Origin of the sequence: Chitinophaga qingshengii (assembly GCF_014529935.1) — a bacterium.
GTDB lineage: Bacteria > Bacteroidota > Bacteroidia > Chitinophagales > Chitinophagaceae > Chitinophaga > Chitinophaga qingshengii.
On record NZ_JACVFC010000001.1, the window covers coordinates 1,107,537 to 1,128,834 of the forward strand.

16 protein-coding genes are annotated in these 21,298 nt (G+C 49.4%); 2 read left to right on the forward strand and 14 right to left on the reverse strand.

The genetic code is table 11. The features are described from left to right. Positions 1 to 8 precede the first annotated feature (8 nt). The 13 genes from ICL07_RS03925 to ICL07_RS03985 all read right to left on the reverse strand — a co-directional run bounded on the left by ICL07_RS03925 (position 9) and on the right by ICL07_RS03985 (position 19,429). Complete coding sequence (locus ICL07_RS03925) at positions 9 to 773, reverse strand: SDR family NAD(P)-dependent oxidoreductase (RefSeq protein ID WP_188086631.1); 765 nt, start codon at positions 771 to 773, stop codon at positions 9 to 11. A gap of 10 nt (positions 774 to 783) precedes the next feature. Continuing rightward, the gene (gene dgoD / locus ICL07_RS03930; protein WP_188086632.1) at positions 784 to 1,962 is read right to left on the reverse strand and encodes a galactonate dehydratase; all 1,179 of its coding nucleotides are present in this window, start codon (positions 1,960 to 1,962) and stop codon (positions 784 to 786) included. Then, positions 1,959 to 3,281 (reverse strand): aspartate aminotransferase family protein, encoded by a 1,323-nt coding sequence (locus tag ICL07_RS03935; protein WP_188086633.1) that lies wholly within the window; start codon positions 3,279 to 3,281, stop codon positions 1,959 to 1,961. Before ICL07_RS03935 ends, dgoD begins: the two co-directional genes overlap by 4 nt. A 38-nt stretch (positions 3,282 to 3,319) precedes the next feature. Then, a complete protein-coding gene (locus ICL07_RS03940) occupies positions 3,320 to 4,507 on the reverse strand; it encodes a glycosyl hydrolase family 28-related protein (RefSeq protein WP_188086634.1) in 1,188 nt (395 codons plus the stop codon). Positions 4,508 to 4,604: 97 nt separating this feature from the next. Continuing rightward, positions 4,605 to 6,071, reverse strand: coding sequence for a RagB/SusD family nutrient uptake outer membrane protein (locus tag ICL07_RS03945; protein WP_188086635.1), 1,467 nt, complete (start codon positions 6,069 to 6,071; stop codon positions 4,605 to 4,607). An 18-nt stretch (positions 6,072 to 6,089) separates the two neighbouring features. Further along, positions 6,090 to 9,164 (reverse strand): SusC/RagA family TonB-linked outer membrane protein, encoded by a 3,075-nt coding sequence (locus tag ICL07_RS03950; protein ID WP_188086636.1) that lies wholly within the window; start codon positions 9,162 to 9,164, stop codon positions 6,090 to 6,092. Between the two features lie 368 nt (positions 9,165 to 9,532). Then, on the reverse strand, positions 9,533 to 10,171 hold the full coding sequence (locus ICL07_RS03955; RefSeq protein WP_188086637.1) for a GntR family transcriptional regulator: 639 nt from the start codon (positions 10,169 to 10,171) through the stop codon (positions 9,533 to 9,535). A 95-nt stretch (positions 10,172 to 10,266) separates the two neighbouring features. Then, a complete protein-coding gene (locus tag ICL07_RS03960; RefSeq protein ID WP_188086638.1) occupies positions 10,267 to 10,851 on the reverse strand; it encodes a TlpA family protein disulfide reductase in 585 nt (194 codons plus the stop codon). A gap of 110 nt (positions 10,852 to 10,961) precedes the next feature. Next, the gene (locus ICL07_RS03965) at positions 10,962 to 11,423 is read right to left on the reverse strand and encodes an SRPBCC family protein (RefSeq protein WP_188086639.1); all 462 of its coding nucleotides are present in this window, start codon (positions 11,421 to 11,423) and stop codon (positions 10,962 to 10,964) included. Between the two features lie 24 nt (positions 11,424 to 11,447). Continuing rightward, complete coding sequence (locus tag ICL07_RS03970) at positions 11,448 to 11,780, reverse strand: ArsR/SmtB family transcription factor (RefSeq protein WP_188086640.1); 333 nt, start codon at positions 11,778 to 11,780, stop codon at positions 11,448 to 11,450. Positions 11,781 to 12,007: 227 nt separating this feature from the next. Then, positions 12,008 to 14,761: a glycoside hydrolase family 78 protein gene (locus tag ICL07_RS03975; protein ID WP_188086641.1), complete on the reverse strand. Its 2,754-nt coding sequence runs from the start codon at positions 14,759 to 14,761 to the stop codon at positions 12,008 to 12,010. Positions 14,762 to 14,779: 18 nt separating this feature from the next. Next, entirely contained in the window at positions 14,780 to 16,282 is a 1,503-nt protein-coding gene (locus ICL07_RS03980) for a RagB/SusD family nutrient uptake outer membrane protein (RefSeq protein ID WP_188086642.1), read from the reverse strand. Positions 16,283 to 16,300: 18 nt separating this feature from the next. Then, the gene (locus ICL07_RS03985; RefSeq protein WP_188086643.1) at positions 16,301 to 19,429 is read right to left on the reverse strand and encodes a SusC/RagA family TonB-linked outer membrane protein; all 3,129 of its coding nucleotides are present in this window, start codon (positions 19,427 to 19,429) and stop codon (positions 16,301 to 16,303) included. A 321-nt stretch (positions 19,430 to 19,750) separates the two neighbouring features. Between ICL07_RS03985 and ICL07_RS03990 the strand changes: the two genes are divergently transcribed. Next, positions 19,751 to 20,356: a hypothetical protein gene (locus ICL07_RS03990; RefSeq protein WP_188086644.1), complete on the forward strand. Its 606-nt coding sequence runs from the start codon at positions 19,751 to 19,753 to the stop codon at positions 20,354 to 20,356. 4 nt (positions 20,357 to 20,360) lie between these two features. Here ICL07_RS03990 and ICL07_RS03995 read toward each other — a convergent pair whose 3' ends face one another. After that, positions 20,361 to 20,726: a winged helix-turn-helix transcriptional regulator gene (locus ICL07_RS03995; protein ID WP_188086645.1), complete on the reverse strand. Its 366-nt coding sequence runs from the start codon at positions 20,724 to 20,726 to the stop codon at positions 20,361 to 20,363. A 73-nt stretch (positions 20,727 to 20,799) separates the two neighbouring features. Here ICL07_RS03995 and ICL07_RS04000 point away from each other — a divergent pair, with 73 nt between their 5' ends. Further along, complete coding sequence (locus tag ICL07_RS04000; protein ID WP_188086646.1) at positions 20,800 to 21,276, forward strand: group II truncated hemoglobin; 477 nt, start codon at positions 20,800 to 20,802, stop codon at positions 21,274 to 21,276. Positions 21,277 to 21,298 lie beyond the last annotated feature (22 nt).

The following is a 21,298-nucleotide window of genomic DNA, read 5'->3' on the forward strand; positions in this document are numbered from 1 at the left end:
TCGGTTTGTTACAAAAGAGACAAGCCACCATCCATCAGCAATACGCTGCCGGTGATATGCCTGTTTTCCGGATCACAGAGGCGCACCACTTCCCGTGCTACCTGCTGTGGTGTAATCAGCTGCCGTACCGGCGTTTTCAACCGCGCCTGCTCCTTTTGATCCGGTGCCTGTTCCCATACCACGCGGCTAAGACCGGCATCTACATATCCCGGTGCGATTTCATTGACCATAATACCGTGGGGGGCCAGTTCCAGCGCCATACATTTGGACAACATCCGCAGACCGGCTTTGGATACCGAGTAGGCCGGAATATGCGCATGCGCTACCTCTCCGGCCCAGCTGCCTGCAAATACCACGCTGCCGGTTATACGTTGTTCCAGCATACGGGCAGTGACAGCACGCGTTACATGGAAAGCGCCGTCCAGGTTCACCTGCAGCTCTTTGCGCCATTGTTCCGCCGTAACCTGGTACAGTCCCGCTATGGTGACGGTAGCAGCATTGGCGACTACCATACTCACCGGTCCCAATGCCGCCTCCGCAGCCTGTAGCCAGCGGTCTACCGCCACCGCATCCGATACGTCTACGGATGTATAATGACAAGGTACACCTATCGTCGTTAGTTCCTGCAGCAAAGGCGCGGCGGCTGCTTCGGGTTGTATATCCCCCAGCGCTACACCGGCGCCCTGCGCAGCAAACGCGAGGGCCACAGCCCTGCCAATGTCGCCCAGGGCGCCACTGATCAGGACTGTCTTTTTCTCCAATAGTTTTTTCATAACTGCTGTTTTACCAGTCTCCTACACTGCCATCTTTATAGAATGTCCGCTGTAACACCTCTTGTTGAAAAGGATGTTTTTTCACGGCATCTTCGTTAATCTCAATACCCAAACCCGGACGGTGATTAGGTTTTACGATCCTTCCTTTTTTCTCTACGGTAAAGCCTTCGCTTACTACTTCCTCGCGCCATGGCACATCGTTGTGCACACTTTCACAGATAGCATAGGAAGGGGTAGCAAATCCCAATTCGATAGAAGCCGCTGTACTCACCGGTCCCTGTGGGTTGTGAGGCGCCACGGCTACACGATACGCTTCTGCCAGCGCGGCTATTCTTCTCACCTCACTCAAACCACCGCAGTGGGTAATATCAGGTTGAATCACGCTTACCGCCCGTTTTTCCAGCATTTCACGGAAGGCGCTCACGCCTACCAGTCTTTCGCCACTGGCGATCGGTGTTTTCACCGCCCGCTGTATGCGTGCAATATCTTCCATCGTTTCCGGCCAGCAAGGTTCTTCAAAGAAATACAATCCATATGGTTCCAGCGCTTTGGCAAACTGCAGGCCCATCAGCGGACTGGGGCGCGCATGGCAATCCACCATGATATCGATATCTTCTCCTACCGCATCACGCATAGCCTTTACACAGGCTTCCGCATAACGGATAGGTTTCAAACCTTCCAGCGGCATAGTTTCCGGTACCGCCATGGATTTAAAAGCAGTGAAACCATCCTCCACAGCACGCTGCGCCAGTTCGCCGAAACGTGCGGCATCGTCCGGTCTGGTTTCATAGAAGTCTTCCATCTTACCACCACCTAAATGGCAATACAGGCGGATATAGTCTCTTACGCGGCCGCCCCATAACTCATGACAGGGAACGCCGTGTATTTTGCCCAGAATATCCCACAACGCGATATCGATACCACTGATAGCGGTGCCCCGCACGATACCGTTGCCATGCCAGAAATGCTGGCGGTACATCATCTGCCATAAATACTCGATACGGCGCGGATCTTCACCAATCAACAGCTGGCTGATATCTTCCACCGCTCCTACCACCGCTCTCGTATGCCATTCCAGGGTAGCTTCTCCCCATCCCCACAGGCCAGGCTGATCTGTTACGATTTTAATAAAGATCCAGTTGCGCATGCGCGCGTGACAAACCTGTGTTTCTATCGCCGTTATCTTCATAGCGCTGATAATATTGATTTGGTTTTTTCTAATGTTTCTTCAATGTCTTTGGTCGTATGGGCATATGAAATACTACCTTGTTTGATTGGTAACGGGAAGTTAAAGATTCCTTTTTCAATCAGCTTCAAACGGTATGCTTTATCAAACGCAAAATCATGGTGTTTCAATATATCATGATAATCCACCGGCATATGATCCATAAAATACACACAAAAAGCGGAACCTTGACGGGCCACATAAAAAGGCCGGCCGGATGCGCTGAAAACATCTTTCAAACCATCTTCCAGCAGCTGTCCCAGCGCGTTTACATGATCATATACCTTAAATTCAGAAGAAGCTAATTTTCGTACGGTGGCAATGGCGGCTGCCGTTGTCATCGGATGTGCGTTGAAAGTACCGGCGATCAGTACTTTTTTACTTTTCTCAGGATGAATAAAATAACCCATGTATTTTTTCTTTCCTGCAATAACACCCACCGGATAACCATTCGCCACGGCCTTACCGAAAGTACTGAGGTCCGGCGTAACGCCACACAACTGCTGATACCCGCCCAATGCATGACGGAAACCTGTTTTCACCTCATCGAAGATCAGCAGGAAACCATGTTCATCTGCCAGCCTGCGCAGTCCTTCCAGGTAGCCGGGTTGCGGTTTCACGATACCGATATTCTGTAAGACAGGCTCCAGCAAAATACCTGCTACCGGGTAACGTTGCAGGATATACTCCACTGAAGCGAGGTCGTTATAATTGATCACATGTACCAGGGAAGAATGTTCTTCCGGAATGCCGGCAGAAAGGGAATCAAACGGATATTCACCCGGACTTACCCGCTCTCCCACATCTGCGAGGCTGCTGATAACGTTGCAGGCAACATCGTTGTGCCAGCCGTTATATCCACCCTGCATGACGATAATATGTTTTTTACCGGTAACGGCACGGGCTATACGAATAGCATGATAGGTAGCTTCAGAACCGGTGGTAGTGATTTCGATGCTTTCCGCGGACGGTACACTGTTGCAGAAAAGTTCAGCAAACTCACCCTCCAGATTGGTAGGTCCGGCGCCCATTAACAGCGTTTCCTGGTCCAATGCGGCACGTACGGCCTTGTTTACATCGGGGTCGTTATGCCCCAGGAAAGACGCCGCAAAACCGGCCTGGTAATCGATGTATTCATTTCCTTCGAGGTCTTTTACCCGGCTGCCTTGTCCGCTAACAAAACAAATATTGGGATCTGACTTACGGTTCAGCGATACCACCCCACCGGGTATCCATTGTTCATTGCTCTTTAAAAGCGAGGATGATTTGGGCCATGCGTTCATAATAGCGATGCTGTTAAAATTTTATGTAAAAATCTCACCTATTCCCTGGTTCCGATGGACACCCCGTTAATACGGCTGTTTTTAATGACCGCACCGGCAGCTTGCAACAATAGGTTGCCTTTTATTTGCTGATGCCGGATGTCTACCTGGTTTATGTTGAGAGAATCGATAACAGTGTGTTGATCAAATGAAAACTGAGGATTGGCATAACGGCGCTCATCGCGGCTTACCTGGCCGATGTCCAGCCGGTCAATGATCGATTGTTTCACGCAGATAATGCCGTATTCCGTGGGGAACCACGCCTGTGTGGAACGGCCATATACATTGGCGCCCGACACATCTTTCACCCGTACGTTGGAGAAATAACCGGTCTTATCAAAAAGTCCGTAAAACAGGACAGACGCCATAGCGGTGTTACCATGCACTTTTTCAATGGTGATATCGCTCACCTTCCTGTTTTCAAACGTATAAAAAGCCACTCCTTTCAGCGTGGGAATAGAATCGTATATACTCTCAGGATTTATATTACGTACGGTTACATCCCGGTAATCGACCGCAGGGAAAGCGGCCATTTTGCCCTGGAAACACGCGCCGCCAGCGGCGAAAGCGATCATATCATCGTTGGTGAATCCGGAGATATTTTCGATGAGTACGTGGTTGCCACCACCGGTGACACCGTCGCCGTTTTGTCCGAGGGCACTGGTGCGTTGCGCATCTTTAAAAGGGTTCTGCTGAAAACGTACATCATGTATATGCACGGTATCACATTCCATATAGGCGATACCCCAGCTCCGGGTACTGTCTATTTGCAGGTTTCCCACTTCGAGTTGCCGTACTTTATAGAAAAACATACCGAAACAAAAGGCGGAACTATCAACCGTACTGCGAAGCGTACGTGTCTGCGTCCAGCCGTTGCCGTTCCATTTACCACCGGTGACTTTAATATGTACGTTACCGTTTACCTGGTCTTCGTTTTGTAACAGGTACTGATTACAGGAAGGCTTCAGTTCAATATAGGCATCGGGACTGGCCTCCAGCGTAAAATAAGAAGGCAGTTTGATGGGCTGCGCGATCAGATAGTGCCCCTTAGGAATGAATATCTTGCGTGTTCCATTCTTTTGGGCCTTTACAATTGCTCGCCGGAAAGCTTTGCTGTCGTCTGTTTTACCATCCGCCAGGGCACCATGAGCGCGCACATTGGTCACATGCTGGGCACGGGACATCATACTGCAAAATATCATTATGCCGCATAGTATGATTCGTTTAACTGTTTCTTTGCTGTATAACATCCTGTACGGTTGAGCGTATGATTGGTATTTGATTTTAATAGCCGTCGTTTTGTTTTAACACACCGGGTGTATATTGATCGATTTGCCGTTGTGGTACCGGAAAAACCGCCATGTTGGCTTTGGGCACGAGGGTTACTTTAGTAGCAGTGCTGGTAGCCGGATTGTAATCCCTTTCTTCGCTGGTCATCACGGTCATAAAACGACCGGTACGTACCAGGTCGGGCCAGCGTTCATTTTCGTAGGCCAGTTCCAGTTGTCTTTCCAGTAACAGGATGTCCAGGAAACTGTCTGCATTGGCGATATCAGCAGCGGTATAATCGTGAGTAGCGTCCCCGAAAGCCCGCTCCCGCACTGCATTCAGCTGTATCAGGGCATTGGCTTTATCGCCGGTATTGTACAACGCTTCTGCATAGAGCAGGAGCACATCAGCCAGGCGTAACACCGGCAGGTCCTGCCCGGAAGTGGCGCCGGTAAATTTGGTAGCATATTTTTTCACGTAAGGGCCCCATGCAGGCGGATCATTGGGAGAGGTAGCCTTTACCACATAATCGGAAATAGTGGATGCTTTACGGCTATCACCGGCGATGTATTTTTTATTGAGGCTCCAGGAAGGAAAAGCATACTGGTTACCTGATCCCACGATACCGGCAATACCGCCTATAGGCGCAAAGTCAATACCCAGGGAGTGCCCGTTGGCGCCATCGGTATATTTGATTCCAAGGATGATCTCTTTATTGTCTTCTGAAGCCAGGCTCCACAAGGTGGCGAAGCTGGGTTCCAGCTGGTAACCGAAATCGCGGACTGCTTTTTCCAGGTAGGTTTTGGCATTTGCCCAGTCTTTACGGTAGATATATACTTTACCCAGCAGCGCCGTGGCGGCGCCTTTGCTGGCACGGCCGCGAACAGCGGTACCCGGCGCTGGTAACAGGTCAATGGCGTCTTTCAGGTCGGATATAATCAGCTCATAAATCTTGTCGGCCGATTCCCGCGGCATATTTTTCGCTTCGCTGATGGTAGGTGTTTTAGTCACCATTGGCACACCACCATATAATTTCACCAGGTCGAAATAAAACAAAGCACGCATGAATTTAGCTTCACCGGTGAATTGTTCCTTTTTGCCGGAGGCATAATCAGTCGGACGGTCAATGTTCTCCAGCACCGCGTTAGCGCGGCCGATACCATAAAAACATTTTTCCCAGAAATCGGCTACGGCGGTATTATCAGCGTTCACCGTCAGGTAATCCAGGTCGTTTACGCCAGGCATAGCGGTCCCCATGTACAGGTTATCGCCAGGCATTTCCATCAGCAGGTAGTCTTTCGGTTTACGGTCCTGCATACTGCTGTACACGCCGATGACTGCCTGGTCCATATCGTTGGACGTTTTATAAAAATTGTTGGTGGTCAGGGAAGAATCCGGCGTCATATTCAGCAGGCTGTTGGTACAGCTGCTACCTGCAAGCGCCAGGAGTATCACCGGTATATAAAGTTTGTTCTTTTTCATGGAATACGCTTTTGTCGGTTAGAAGTTAAAATTGAATCCCAGTGCGTAGATACGGCTAAGGGGTTCCGCACCATAGTTAGCGCCCGGCATGCTGGCTACGCCGTTCACCTCTCCTTTCGTATAACCTTCGGGGTTATATCCATGAAATTCTTTTTTGGTGAAGATGAACAGGTTGCTGGCAGAAAGGTATACCCGGAAGTTAGTCACCCGTAGTTTGCGGATCAACGTTTCAGGTAGGGTATACCCCAGGTTTACGTTACGAATAGCGAGGAAGGAGGCGTCTTCTATATAAGCGTCAGACATAGTCTGGAATCCCAAAGTATTGAGCGCGCTGGCAGGCACCTTGCCATTACCGGGATCGGAGGCAGACCACCACTGATTCTCTACCAGTGAGCGGCGCATAGCGCCCAGCAGGGAACCCTGGTAGAACTGGTTTTCATAGTTGTACATTTTAGCTCCCAGTGATGCCTGCATCGCGATGCTCAGATCAAAATTATTGTAAGAGAAATTGTTCACCATTCCAAGGATGGCCTTCGGCTGGAAGTTGCCCAGCAGCTGTTTATCGTTGGCATCAATTTTTTTGTCGCCGTTGGTATCTTCGAATTTGGGGTTACCCGGGCGGGAACCGGCGATACCCGGATTAGCAGCGATATCCGCGGCATTCTGGTAGATACCGGTGATTTTGTAACCGTAGTAGGAGAACATCGGTTCACCTACGCGGAGTATCCAGTTCATATTGGAAGAAGGGTCTGCCACGATCACGTTGTTCACACCGCCCAGGTCTTCAACTGTATTTTTGTTACGGGAATAGTTAAACGAAGTTTGCCAGTTGAACTTACCCACAATATTGCGGGTATTGATTTCAAATTCTATCCCGCGGTTACGGATTTCGCCAATGTTGGTCATGGTGTTGTTGAAACCAGTGGTAGCCGGCACCGGCATGCTGTACAGCAAATCGTAGGTACGTTTGTCGTAGTAATCAAACACGATGTTGATACGGTTGTCGAGCACAGACAGTTCAGCGCCCAGATCTATACCTTTGGTTTTTTCCCAGCCCAGCTGGCTGTTGGCATAGCTGACAGGCGCCTGACCTTTGGTAACCACGTTACCCGGTGAATAGAAAGTATTGCCCATCAGACCGAGGTATTGAAAGTCGCCGATATTGAAGTTACCCGTTACACCCCAGCTGGCACGCAGTTTCAGGTCGCTGACAGGTTTGAAGTCTTTCAGGAAGGATTCCTGTTTCACCCGCCAGGCGGCGGACAGGGAGGGGAAATAACCCCAACGGTTATCCGGACCAAAGCGGGAACTGGCGTCTGTACGGATAGAAGCAGACAACAGGTATTTATCTTTATAACCGTAGTTCACACGGGTGAAGTAGGAAATAAGGCCCCATTTACTTTTAAGTGTGTTGCTGTTGGGCGCCAGGGTAGCGTTGCCCATCGTATGTACGATATCGTTATTGTAACTGCCGGCAACCGCGTAGAGGTTTACCGATTTGCTGTCATTGCGCTGATAGGAAGCACCGGCAATGGCTGACAGATCGTGACCACCTTTAAAAGTAGTGTTGTAGCTCAACACGTTTTCATTGAGCACATTGATATTGTTACTGGTAATATCGGTACCGGAGTTTTTAGCGGCGCTGGTAGCCCAGGAAGCCTGGAACTCGTCGCGGTTGCTGAAGTCCATGGTAGTACCGACAGAGGAACGGAAGCTCAGTCCTTTTGCCAGGTTTAATTTCAGATAGGCTTCACCGATATTGCTAAAGCTGCTGCCGTAATATTCAGAGCCCTGTAAGGTAGCCATTGGATTTACCTGCCCGGTTACCACGGCGCCCCAGTAGTCGCGCGCAGTGGGATAGGTACCATTAGCCCGCTGTACTTCTACAAAAGAAGGGTATTTGGAATAGTTAGGAATTTCGGAAGGGTTGTAGCGGCGTTTGGAATAAGAGGGACTGAGCATAAATCCGACGCTTACTACTTTACTGGCCTGTACGTCTACATTAGCACGGATACCATAGGTTTTAAACCAGGTGTTGGTCATCGTGCCTTGTTCATCCTTATAGGTCGCCGCCACATAGTAGGTAGCTTTATCCGTGCCGCCGCTGGCGGAGATGTTATAGCTCTGAATCGGCGCGGTACGCATTACAGCATCCTGCCAGACAACATGACCGGTTTTCAGCACATCGCTAACCTGGTAGGCAGCGGGTCTTCTGGCATCACCCCATACCGGCAGGGTTACATCGCCGTTTACCCAGGCATATTCCCGGTTCTGGTATTTTACCGCGTAGTTGTAATAATCATCGCCGGTGAGCCAGTCGTTGTGAACGATGGCTTTACCCAGACCGGCATAACCGTTGAAGTTAAACTTCGGTTTACCGGCTACCCCTTTTTTCATGGTAACGAGGATAACGCCGCCGGCTGCACGGGAACCGTAGATCGCAGCAGAGGAAGCGTCTTTCAGCACTTCTACCGACTGTACATCGTTCATGTTGATCATACCAAGGTTACCGCCGGGAATGCCGTCGATCACGATCAGCGGATCGTTGCCGGCGCTGATAGAGCCGATACCACGGATGCGGATGGTGGGGGCCGATCCTACCTGGCCGCGTGACTGGGAGATGTTTACCCCTGCCATACGACCTACCAGTGCGGCTTCCGGCCGGCCTGCCGGCATCTGGTCCAGTATTTTATTTTCCACTTTTGCCACGGAGGCGGTCACGGAACTTTTCTTTACAGCGCCATAGCCGATGACTACCGTTTCATTCAGGGTAGTTTTATTTGGTGAGAGGGAGATAAAAATGTTGTTACGATTGCCTATCGCCGTTTCTTTTTTGTCATAACCGATGTAGGTGAAGGAGAGCACATCTCCACTGGCAGCACGGATCGTGAAGTGACCTTCGGCGTTGGTAGAAGCGCCGGTTTGTGTGCCTTTGATAAATACCGTAACGCCCGGAAGCGCGGCCTGCGTAGCACTGTCCAGCACAGTCCCCTTGATTTCCCTGACCTCCTGTGCTATCAGCTTTTGTGGTTTGCAAAGACCTGCGACGAGCGCCAGCAGGGTTGCAAATAGGTAAAGGTGTGTTCCTTTCATAATTCTGGTTAGATAAAATGTTAGATAATCCCGCGCGCATGGCTGGCATGCACCGGTGCTGTTGACATATCACCTGCCGGATACAGATTTAAAAAGCAGGATGAGTTTTTCGCGTTTCATTCACCGCTCACTGCCCTGCTGATGGCAAGAACACATGTCGGCATTACAGGTTGATAATACGGGCGCGACTACACGCTGCGCTGGCACCGCCCGCAAGTTTCACATAACGTTAGCTTTGGTACCGACCAGGAATAGTCAGTCGCTCGCTACTCTGTTTACAAATATATTCAAATTTTGTAAACAAAAAAATATTTGCGAAAAATTGAAAAGAGGGGGAAATATGGAGATGCTATCTGTCAGGAAGGGGGTTACTCTACTTCCAGGGTAGTTACTTCTCCCCGCAGCAAATGCTTTACCAGTGCTTCTTCCGCCTTTTTAATGTCTTTATTTTTCAGGGCTTGCAGAATAGTACGGTGTTCTTCGTCGGTTTGCTCATAGTCATCCATCTGTACCAGCATTTTGCCCAGCTTCATATGAAACAGGGGAATATTGCTGGACTGGTACATCTCCATCAGTTTGGCATTACCTGCCAGGGAAATGAGGGTTTCGTGGAATTTCATATCGGCTTCGCAGGCGCCGCCCATGTAGCCGCTTTTCACCATATTGGAAAAATCGTCACAGATCTTCTCCAGGGAAGCGATTTCGGGCTTACCGATTTTCTGGATAGCGATGCGGATAGCACCCAGCTCCAACAGCTCACGCAGTTCCCGTATCTGGCGGATATCTTCGGCTGTCATGGACTTTACGAAGTAACCACCCTTCTCTCCAAACACTACCAGGTTCTCACCCAACAACCTTGTCAGCGCTTCGCGGACTGCCATACGGCTTACTTCCGTCTTCTTGGCCCATACATCTTCTTTCAGGCGCATGCCAGGCACCAATTGATTGGAAAGTATCTTACGACGCAGCTCTACATACACTTTATTGGCTAATGAATCTGTCTTCATAGTAAATAATGTAAACGAAATATTTATTCAAAAGTAAACAATTTTGGGATAGCTATATGGGTTTAGCAGTTACCGCTCCCAAAATTTACAAAAAACTACTGCTTTTCCGCCATCAGCTGCTCAATATATTCCTTCAGCCGGTGGCTGCTATAGTTGGCAGCCCCTGTTTCCCGGAAAACGATCCGGCCTGCTTTGTCAACAATCAGCGTGGTAGGCAGGGTACCACTATAGAGATTACGAGGTATTTCTCCGGCCTGTAACGCTACGGGCAACTGGTAACCATGCTCCTTCATAAAGGCAGCGGCCTTCTCCGGCTGGCTATCTGCATCCACTATCAGAAATACGATGCCCGGATTATCTTTCCAGCGCAGGTACAATTCGTTCACAGAGGGCATCTCCGCCCGGCAGGGAGGGCACCAGGTAGCCCAGAAATTAATGAACACCACTTTGCCTTTCAAGGCCGACAAAGCTACCGGCGCTCCAACAGCATCACGGAAAAGCATCTCCGGCGAAGCGATAGCATCTGCCTTATTTTTGGGCACAGCAGGCTGAAACAACCCGACTTTCATCAACTGTTGCAAAAACCAAACTTTACCACCGGGGATAAATACAATGCCCAGCAACCCTGCAAAAAGCAGCGTATAAAGGATGTTGGATAAAGAGAAAGAAGAACGGCGCATAGCCGGCAAGATACTAAAAATACCCAGGCCGGAGGAGCCTGGGTACAGCTATCAGCAGATTACATCTTAGCGTTTGTTACGCCAGGTTCCGCTATTAAGAATTAAACAAACTAGCACCTGGTTTCCGTTTCAGGGCCAGGCTGGTATTGCGGGTCCAGGTATTTCGCCAAAGAATTGTTGATAATATAATTCCAACCGCCTGCAAAGCTCTCCCTGGTAAAAGATTTCAGATGTTGCGGGAAAGTTTCCAGTCCCTCATGGGTCAGTACCAACTTTGTTTGATCGCCTTCCGGCTGTAGTTCAAAAGTTAATAACGACTCTCCTTCATAATTATCATATTTCCAGGTGTAAGCCAACCGCTTATTTGGTTCCACAGCTGTGACCCTGCAACGATGAACATACTCCACCCCATTGTCGCTAGCAGCGAAAGAAAACTGAAAGCCTACTTCCGGTTTAAAATCGGATACATCAAAGTACCATTGTTTCATTTTCTCTTTGATGGTCAATGCCTCCCAAACTTTTTTAACAGGTGCATTCAATAGCCGTTCAACGACCAGTGGCTGATTTTTCATAAAAGCGTAGTTTATAGGTTTATATTATTTGCTTCTCTTCTTCTTTTTCTTCCCATCTTCCGTCAGGAAAGCTTCCAGGGCATCCAGTTTATGGTTCCAGAACTTACGGTAATGCTCTACCCATTCTGACACCTCTTTCAACTGCCGCAGATCAGCCTGGCAATGGCGTTCCCGTCCTTGCTGCCGGATAATCACCAGCCCACATTCCGTTAATATTTTCACGTGTTTGGATATCGCAGGCCGACTTACATCAAAGTGCTCCGCTACCATATTTAGGCTCAATGACCGGTCTGCCAGCAGATGAATAATTTCCCTTCTGGTGGGGTCTGCTATTGCCTGAAAAACGTCTCTACGCATACTGCTAATTTTTATCTGTAACCATTCAGTTACAAATATAAGTAACCAATCGGTTACAAAAAAATTTTATCCGGAAAAATTTAGTGTCGGCCACCGGGTACAGTTGGGGCGAGGCGTTACGTATCAACCCATAACAAACAAAACCCCCACAGGTATAAAACCTATGGGGGTTATATTTATCCGCTCTAATCTACACATCTATTCTCCGCCAATCATGGCCATCAGGACTAATCATGAAAATCATAATTCCCTGATCCTACCTTGTACACCGCATATCCATCTTCCATCTTCACAAACTGAATATCCTTATTGTCCGCTACAGGCTTCCCTCCTTCTTTCACATTCTTCGCATCTTTCGTTGGTACATACACGGTAGCCTCGGTATTAACAGGGACGGTTATACGCCATTTAAAAGCGTTATCTGTTTTCTCCCAGTTGCTTCGTATCATACCATAACCAGAATGATAAGCGGCATCCACTTTCTTCAGATCACCTACCACCAGTGGTTTCATGATGATCTTTTTAAAACCGGGTGCAGCAGGATCTGGTTGTATAGCACCTAAATGCTGATAGTACCATACTACCAGATCGCCCAGCAGCATAACGTGGTTACCGGAGTTCATGGCCGGATCAGCCGTATTACCATTCCATAGCTCCCATATGGTGGTGGCGCCTTCTTTAGCCATGTAGCCCCAGCTGGGATAAGTAGTGTTAGTGGCCAGTTGATAGGCGATGTCTCCCCTTCCGTAATTGGTGAGTGTACGCATCAACCATTCCGCGCCTACCAGACCGGTACTGATATGCCCCTTATAATCCTGGAGCGTTTTATCTGCGATATGCCGGAACACTTGTTGCTGCTTCGCTTCCGGCGCCAGTTGATAGGCCAGTGAGAAAATGTTCGCTGTAGGCGTATTGTTGGCATAAAAGCCGCCATCATTGTTGAGGAATTTTTTATTGAAGGCTGTTTTTACTTTTTCGCCCAAATCTTTGAAAGTCGCCACATCAGCGGTATTTCCTGTGAGGGTAGCAAAACGTTCCATCAGCGTAAGCAGATGATAATAAAAGGCCGTACCCAGAAAATCACCGGCAGTTTTACGGGCCGGATCTTTGGAATGGATCAGCTCCGGTGATTCCGGCGGCATACACCAGTCGCCGTAGGTGTCTTTGGTGAGGATATAGTCTTTCATATACTTATCCTTCATATAAGCCATCCATTTTTTCATAGAGGCATAATGCTTACGGATAGGCTGATCATCTCCATACTGCTCATACAGCAGGTTGGCGATAATCAGGTAAGCGGCAGGCCAGGTCATGTTATCAGAGTACATACGCCAGTAGGAAGGCGCGACGTCAGGCACACTACCCTCAGGCTTTTGGGTATCTTCAATATCCTGCAACCATTTAGCATACAACAAATGATTATCGAAGATAAAGCTCTCTCCTCTTGCGCCTACGGCGCGATCACCCAGCCATCCCATGCGTTCGTCGCGCTGCGGGCAGTCAGTCGGCATACCCCGGTAGTTACCCCGGATACCCCAATACGCGTTTTTATATACCTGGTTAATCACTTCATTGGAAGTGGTAAACTGGCCGGTAGTGGCCATATCATCATACACCACCCGGCCTTCGATGGCCGCGAGATCCGGTTTTCCAGGGTAACCGGTCACCTCTACATAACGGAAACCATGATACGTAAATCGCGGTTCCCACACTTCTGTGCCGTTACCATTCAGTGTATACTTGTCCGTTACTTTTGCAGAACGAAGATTGGCCATATACAGTGAACCGTCGTCGTTGACCCTCTCGGCAAAACGCAGCGCTACCTGTGTTCCACGGGAACCTTTCACTTTCAGCTGAACCCATCCTACAAAGTTTTGCCCCATATCGTAAATAAAAACACCGGGTTTTATTTCCTTTATTTGCTGTGCCTTAACGGTATCCATTACACGAATATTATTATTCATCTGTGCCACCAGCAGGTCGCCAGGCTTGGATACCAGTTGCACCGGCAGCCAGGAAGCGGCATTAAAACCGGGTTTGCTCCATCCGGGCATTTCTTTGGTAGCATCATATTCCTCTCCGTCGTATTCGTTATTGGCGCCCACAGGTCCTGCTGCCGTTACTTTCCAGCTGTTGTCGGTGACAATTTTATCGGTAGACCCATCTTCATACAATACATTTACCTGGCAGATCATTTTCGGATACCCGAAATTGGTGATGGGCGGTAAACCGGAGCCATTGCCTCTCATGCTGAAATACCGGCCGTTACCGAGGACAGCGCCAATGGTGTTATCTCCCTGCTGCAGCTGGGAAGTGATGTCGTACGTGTTATAGAACGTGCGTTTGTTATATTCCGTAGGACCGGGCGCCAGCACATCTTTGCCGGTTTTGCCACCGTTGAGGTATAACTCATACAACCCTACGCCGCTGATATAAGCGGTTGCTTTTTTTATTTTTTTAGAGAGATGGAAATCTTTTCTGAGATACCTGGCGCTGAGCCGGGTAAAGGTATCGGTCGGTTTATCCCCTGCGAAGGCGCTATCCAGGCCTATCCATATCGCCTGCCAATCGGATGGCTGCAGCAGTCCCATGCTCCAGGAAGCCGGTTCACTCCAGGCCGATTCTTTCCCGTCGCTGGTCCATACTTTTACTTTCCAGAAACAGGCATCACCACTACCCAGCGGTTTACCGGCATACACTACGTTGAGCGACTGATCTGAACTTACTTTACCGGAGTTCCATAAGTCCGCCTTATCTGCTTTCAAATCAGCCAACGAAGAAGCTACCATCACCTGGTAAGCCTGTTGTTTCAGGTTACGTTGATCGCTGTTGATTTCCCAGCTCAGCCGGGGCGTAGTAGCATCAATACCAAGCGGGTTTTCACGGAATTCACAACGCAAACGGGTAAGCGCCGAATGGCCTGTTTGTGCGGTACAGGCAACCGTGATAAACAATAACAAAAGAACATACTGTCTGATCATGATAAAAAATTTAGAATACTATTGCGGATTTTGAGTCAGGTTATCCAGGTTGATATCAGTCTGTGGAATAGGCAACAGCAAACGATTAGCGGTTACCTGGTAGGCATTGCCCGGTATATAATTTTTCTGTTGTTTTTCGCGTACACCGTGGGCATTCATGATTTCCACCGCCTTACCGGTACGTACCAGGTCGTACCAACGATGGTTCTCAAAGGCCAGCTCCACTTGTCTTTCATGATACACCGCTTTCCGGAAATCCTCCTGGCTGGCTATATTCAACGCTGGCACCGCATTTCCGGCAGTCTTTTGTGGCAAGCCTGCCCGAAGGCGCACCTGGTTTAACAGATCAAATGCTTCTCCGTTGGGTACAAAAGCCTGTTCATTCAAACATTCGGCGATCATCAGCACCACATCAGCATAACGCAGTAATGGGAAATTATCGTTGGTACGTCCTACTTCCGTAAAGCCGTGATTAAATTTTTTCACATAAGGTATCGCTACAAAAGAGCCATCAGCCGCCTTGTATCCTTCCGCCAGGGATATGTCCCTGCGCTTGTCGCCCTGCTCATAGGCACTGATCATATCTGCCGTTGGTATGTTCCAGCCGGAACCGCTGCCGTTAATGCTGGTCTTGGTATCGCCGGTAACCGCGCTGCCGGAAGTATACGGCGCAAATATGTACATAAAAGTGCTGAACAATCCTGTCTGCGAGCCCAGGTACTGGATCTCAAAAATCGATTCCGCCCCGTTCTTTTTTCCCGGATCAAAATTATCCGCGTAATTGGGCAGCAGGTTGTAACCTGTTACCTTCTTCAATGCTGTCAATGCTTCACCATACTGGTGGCGGGTAAGGTACACCTTACCCAGCAAGGCCCAGGCAGCGCCGGCAGTGGCCCTTCCTACCGCAGCGCCGGTATAGGAAGCCGGCAGCCTGGCCGCGGCATCGGTCAGGTCTGCGATAATGCGTGCATATACATCGTCCACCGAAGCCCTTCCTTTAGACAGCGACCCGCCCGGAGCCACCACCGCATGCTCCCGCAGCGGCACCCCTCCGAACTGACGTACCAGGTTAAAATAGTGAAAAGCACGGAGAAATTCAGCTTCTCCTGTATATTGATCCTGTTTACCGGCAGAGAAACCTGACTTTACATTGGGTATGTTGTCCAACACGTCATTGGCCCTCGAAATACCGACGTAACTGTTTTTCCAGAGATTGGTGATACACTCGGCGGTAGCGCCTACCAGGAACTCATCCGCAAACTCCCATTGTTCATGCCCTCTGTCGGCGGTATTGTACTGGAAAGCGGTATTGTCGGAACGCATCTCGCCGAAAATCCAATAGCTTTCAGATCCCAGCGGTTGCAAAATATTATAGGCGCCGTTGACCGCCTGTTCTATCTCCGCCTCCGATTTATAGAAAGAAGCGCCGTTGATGGACGTTTCCGGGTTAAGGTCCAGGAAACTCTTACCACAGCTGCATAAACATATGCTGATACCTAAAAAATAACGAAGCCTGTTCATAGCAACACAATTTTTCTGTTAAAAAGACAGGTTAATACCCAGGGTGTATGTTCTTGCCAACGGATAGTTGGTAAAATCTTCTCCCGGCGTTAATGCCGTGCTGGTAGCGTTTCCAGACACTGTTTTACGGCTCACTTCAGGATTGGCGCCGGAATAGCCGGTGAACGTATGCAGGTTCTGTACGCTGGCGTATAACCGTGCCCGTGAAATAAAGCGGGTACGCTGCAACCATTGTTTGTTCAGATTGTATCCCAGCGTGATGTTCTGTATACGCATAAACGAGCCATCTTCCACCCAGGAGGAGTTTACATCCCGGTAAATCACACGGGCGCCGTTGGTGGTAGGCGTTTTACCATCTCCCGGATTCTGGGGAGAACGCCAGCGGTTCAATACGCTCCTGTCGGTATTAAAAATACCATCGATATTCTGCAGGTATTGGTTAGCTGTTTTTAATACCTGTCCGCCCTGCGCTCCTACCAGCACAATACCGAGGTCAATGCCTTTAAAAGAGAAGTTATTGGTGAGGCCCCATACAAACTTAGGATTCGGATCACCGATGATCGCAAAATCATTCACCGGCTCAATGATACCGTTGCCATCCACATCTTTATACTTAATAGAACCCACTACAGAAGTGACATGTTTGGGCGATTTATCCAGGTCAGCCTGATCTTTATAAATCCCTTCCACTACGTAACCGTAAAACAATCCTACGGGCTTCCCTACTTCCGTGATATGCGTAAAGGAGCCTTCCCCGCTTCTGCCGCTGTAGATAGGATCGTTCCGGTCGTTCAGCGCCAGCACCTTGTTCCGGTTGAAAGCGATGTTCGCGTTGGTGGTCCAGGTGAAAGCCCCGGTGAGGTTTTCACTGTTCACCCCAATCTCCAGCCCATGGTTCTCCACCTTGCCGGCATTGATGATCACATTGGTATAACCGGAAGACAAGGGTATCTCTGAATTATATAACATGCCTTTGGTGATACGTTTGTAATAGTCTACGGTAACGCTTACACGATTACGCAGGATACCCACGTCGATACCCGCATCCAGCTGCGATGATTCTTCCCAGGTGAGATCCGGGTTGCTAAGGGAAGAAGTGGTACGGCCGCTTGCTATCTGGCCGCCCAGCACATAGTTGTTAGTCACCACATTAGACATATACGTATAGTTGCCGATGTTATAGTTACCGGACAGTCCATAGCTTACACGGGCTTTCAGGTCGCTAAGCCAGGACACCTGTTTGAGGAACGGTTCTTCCGAAGCTCTCCAGGCCACTGCCGCTGAAGGGAAGGTACCATAGCGGGTATTGTACCCGAAGCGGGATGAGCCATCAGAGCGGACCGTAGCGGTGAACAGGTATTTATCTTTAAAGGCGTAGTTTATCCTCCCGAGATAAGAAAGGATGGCCCATTCCTGTACATCCTGGGAGTAGGAAGGAATGGTAGCCGCCGCCCCGATGGGTTTTATCAGGTCATCCGGATAGTTGCTGGCATTGATCACCAGCACATCTTCCCGGGATTTCTGCGCTGTATAACCCAGTACCACGTTCAGGGAATGATCTTTATGGAAAGTACGGTCGTAGGTCAGCAACATTTCCCCCAGCCAGTTAAGGCCGTTGGCCTTGGATTGGGAAGAATTCGGGATACTGGGCGGCGGATTGTTCACCCCACCCAGGAAAGAAGGATTGAAGACAAACGTAGATCCATTACCGTAGCTTACGTTAAAACTGCCTTTTGCTTTCAGTCCGGGGATCACTTCATATTCCGCATAGGCCGTGGCCAGTCCTGTCAGCGATTTGATTTTGGTAGCGCCATATTGCAGGGAATTCAGCGGATTGGCCGCGTTAAACATACCGGGCGAATTGATATAGGGCGTGCGGTTGCCGTTTTTGTCGTATACCGGTATCAGTGGACTTAACCACAGGCTACGGGTTAGCACGTCTGTAAAACCGTTCTCAAAATCATTGACAGACTGCGTATGATAGGTAGGCGCCAGGTTAAGGCCTATTTTTATTTTCCGCCCGATATTACTTTCTATATTAGCCCTAACGGTGTAGCGGTCATAGCCGGTATAGCGCAGTACCCCGTCCTGTTTAAAATACCCGAAGGAGAAATAATAGCGGGTATTGTCAGAACCGCCACTAACGCTGACGGTTGTATTATGTTGCGGCGCCTTGCGTAGTACAGTGTTGTACCAGTTGGTACCTTCGCCGTACTGCTCCGGGTTCCGGTATTCAGCCGGGATATCCGCATCGGTCGCTGTTTGTCCGCGGGAGGCAAAATCATCCACGATGATATCTTTTCTGAACTGGGCAAACTCGCGCGCATTCAGCATCTGCGGGCGGCCTTTCTGCGGCACCTCCTGGAAACCATAGTAGCTGTTGGCCTGTACCAACGGCTTGCCCCGCTGTCCTCTTTTTGTAGTAACAATAGCTACACCGTTGGAACCCCGGCTACCGTAGATAGCCGTCGAAGAAGCATCTTTCAGGATGGTGATGTTATCGATATCATCCGGGTTGATGAATCCCAGCGGACTGGCTTGTTGGCCGAAGCTGGCTGCGATCGGGAAACCATCGATGACAAACAACGGATCGCTGCTGGCGCCGAAAGAGCCGGAACCGCGGATTTTAATGGCCGCTCCGCCGCCCGGGGTACCGGAAACAGTGCTGACCTGTACGCCGGGAATCTGTCCGGTCAGTTTCTGGTCTACTCCCGCTACCGGCAGGTCCTGCATTTGTTTGCTGTTCAGCGTAGCCACCGCACCGGTCAGGTCTTTCTTTTGCCGGGCACCGTAGCCGATGACCACCACTTCACTCAAGCCTGCCGTATTGGACTGCAGCTGAATATTCATGACCGGCTGGTTGCCCACCACCACTCTTTTTTCTTCATAACCTATAAAACGGAAAGCCAGTGTTTCACCAGGCGAGGCCATAATCGTATAGGCGCCCTTTGCATCGGTTTGGGTACCGATCGATTTTCCGATTACCTGCACCGTAACACCGGTTAACACACCCGATGCGGAATCCGATACGATGCCGGTAATCTTTTTCTGCTGGGCCAGTACCAGCTGGCAGCACAGTAATGGCAACAGACCACATAGCCAGGCACGGCGGTGCCATTGCCGTAGACGTGCATAACGTTTAGACATAACGTGAAATCTTAGGTTAGACAATAAATTTTCGACTATCGGACAATTTTCAGGCACAACTGTCCCGGCACGGGCTACAGCACCGTGTAACAGCAACGGTTATACGACGAATATTCTTCTATGGAACCAGGCTATGGCAGCCTGTTGGTTGATGTTATCATTGGCTTTTCCGGCATAACGTGGAATTTTAGTATGCAGTAATATGAAAGGTAATTTAGAACAAAATTCCAGGGCAACTATCCTGTCCCATGCTGAGATAGGTAAAACAATGGGTGGAGGCATAATTGTTGGAGCCTTTTGGAGGTATCAATCTGTGGAATTATGGGGCCATCATTAGCAGCAAGCGGACTCGTTCCGGCACAGCATCAGGGCGGACAATCCAATACCAGCTATCGTCATCGTACCGGCAGTGAAGAAGCAGCCATCGTGCTATACGAAGTGGCGCGGCGCAGACTGCTCGACATCAATCACTGGCACCTGCTCAGCGGACCTCTCAGCGGCCGGTTCCAGCTGGTTACCCCTGCCGGGGCGTTATTGAACCGCAGGGCACAGGAAGGCGATTATATCCGTATCAGTCTCCCTGGTCCGCGTACGCAGACCGGTCAGGGTTACGACTGGGTACAGATCGAAGAAATCCTCAGCCAGGAAAGACGTTATACCGGTATTCGCGTACGTCCGTTGCCGCTGCCACAATCAGCGGACCGGGAGGCAGCCCATTTTTTTAAACATTATGCTACCAGTTCGTTTATTGTAGAGAAAAACGGCCTGGAAATAAAAGCAAGTGTCTATGGCAGAAACGAAATTCCCAATACCGGTGTGCGGCGGCTCCTGGACAAGGTGAGAAATTTATTAACCGGTATAGGCGCCATCCTGGGACTATCCAAAGCCCAGTGGGGAGCCCTGGTAAAAGGTATTGTAGAAGGATGACAAACTATTTATATAAATGCTGGTCCTGTATATAATCGATACCGTGTTTTTTCAGATAACGGACGCCCCACTCACTCACAAATTCGTATAGGGGAGCCAGTGACTTCCCTTCTCCCGACAGGGAATACATCACGCGGTAAGGTTTCCTTGAAACTACCTGCTTTGTTATCAGTAGATCCCGTTCCAGCTCCTTCAACTGCTGGCTGAGCATTTTTTCCGATACGCCCGGTAAATTTTCCTTTAAACGCGTGTAACTGCTTTGCTCCTGCCAGTGCAAATGCGACAATATCAGCAGTTTCCATTTACCACCAATAAACCCCAGGGTAACGTCCACCGGGCAGGTATACTTTTTATCATGCAACGTGATCATACGGTTCCCTACTTTTTGGTAAGTTGTTGCTCCCCACACCTATCTTCCCTACATTTGACAGCAAATTAACAAGATGGCAGCCGATAAAAAAATTCCTACTTTATATGAATGGGCCGGCAGCATGCCCGCATTTGAGAACCTGACTAACATTTTTTACAGCAAAGTACTGCAAGATCCCTTACTGGAGCCTGTTTTTAAACACATGAGCCCGCAGCACCAGCAACATGTGGCGCACTTCATCGCAGAAGTATTCGGTGGGCCAACTACTTACAGCGAGGGCGAAGGATCTCACTATCAAATGGTACAGAAACACCTGGGCAAACATCTTACCGAGCAGCACCGCAAAAGATGGGTAGAACTGTTACTCCAAACCGCCGATGAGCTGGGTATGCCGGATGATCCGGAGTTCCGGTCGGCTTTTGTGGGATATTTGGAATGGGGAACCCGTATTGCGGTGATTAATTCGCGGGAAAATACATTGGAAATGGATGAACAGCAGCCGATGCCGAGATGGGGCTGGGGAGAGACAGGAGGACCGTATGTGCCGTGAGCGAACGGCCACACCCTTGCAG

What these genes read in the sequence shown, in the direction of transcription:
- ICL07_RS03940 (WP_188086634.1), bottom strand. Translation starts at nt 4,507, where the DNA reads ATGATGTCCCGTGCCCAGCATGTGACCAATGTGCGCGCTCATGGTGCC.
- ICL07_RS03995 (WP_188086645.1), bottom strand. Translation starts at nt 20,726, where the DNA reads ATGATCACGTTGCATGATAAAAAGTATACCTGCCCGGTGGACGTTACC.
- ICL07_RS03945 (WP_188086635.1), bottom strand. Translation starts at nt 6,071, where the DNA reads ATGAAAAAGAACAAACTTTATATACCGGTGATACTCCTGGCGCTTGCA.
- ICL07_RS03980 (WP_188086642.1), bottom strand. Translation starts at nt 16,282, where the DNA reads ATGAACAGGCTTCGTTATTTTTTAGGTATCAGCATATGTTTATGCAGC.
- ICL07_RS03965 (WP_188086639.1), bottom strand. Translation starts at nt 11,423, where the DNA reads ATGAAAAATCAGCCACTGGTCGTTGAACGGCTATTGAATGCACCTGTT.
- ICL07_RS03960 (WP_188086638.1), bottom strand. Translation starts at nt 10,851, where the DNA reads ATGCGCCGTTCTTCTTTCTCTTTATCCAACATCCTTTATACGCTGCTT.
- ICL07_RS03990 (WP_188086644.1), top strand. Translation starts at nt 19,751, where the DNA reads ATGGGGCCATCATTAGCAGCAAGCGGACTCGTTCCGGCACAGCATCAG.
- ICL07_RS03935 (WP_188086633.1), bottom strand. Translation starts at nt 3,281, where the DNA reads ATGAACGCATGGCCCAAATCATCCTCGCTTTTAAAGAGCAATGAACAA.
- ICL07_RS03955 (WP_188086637.1), bottom strand. Translation starts at nt 10,171, where the DNA reads ATGAAGACAGATTCATTAGCCAATAAAGTGTATGTAGAGCTGCGTCGT.
- ICL07_RS03985 (WP_188086643.1), bottom strand. Translation starts at nt 19,429, where the DNA reads ATGTCTAAACGTTATGCACGTCTACGGCAATGGCACCGCCGTGCCTGG.
- ICL07_RS04000 (WP_188086646.1), top strand. Translation starts at nt 20,800, where the DNA reads ATGGCAGCCGATAAAAAAATTCCTACTTTATATGAATGGGCCGGCAGC.
- ICL07_RS03925 (WP_188086631.1), bottom strand. Translation starts at nt 773, where the DNA reads ATGAAAAAACTATTGGAGAAAAAGACAGTCCTGATCAGTGGCGCCCTG.
- ICL07_RS03975 (WP_188086641.1), bottom strand. Translation starts at nt 14,761, where the DNA reads ATGATCAGACAGTATGTTCTTTTGTTATTGTTTATCACGGTTGCCTGT.
- dgoD (WP_188086632.1), bottom strand. Translation starts at nt 1,962, where the DNA reads ATGAAGATAACGGCGATAGAAACACAGGTTTGTCACGCGCGCATGCGC.
- ICL07_RS03970 (WP_188086640.1), bottom strand. Translation starts at nt 11,780, where the DNA reads ATGCGTAGAGACGTTTTTCAGGCAATAGCAGACCCCACCAGAAGGGAA.
- ICL07_RS03950 (WP_188086636.1), bottom strand. Translation starts at nt 9,164, where the DNA reads ATGAAAGGAACACACCTTTACCTATTTGCAACCCTGCTGGCGCTCGTC.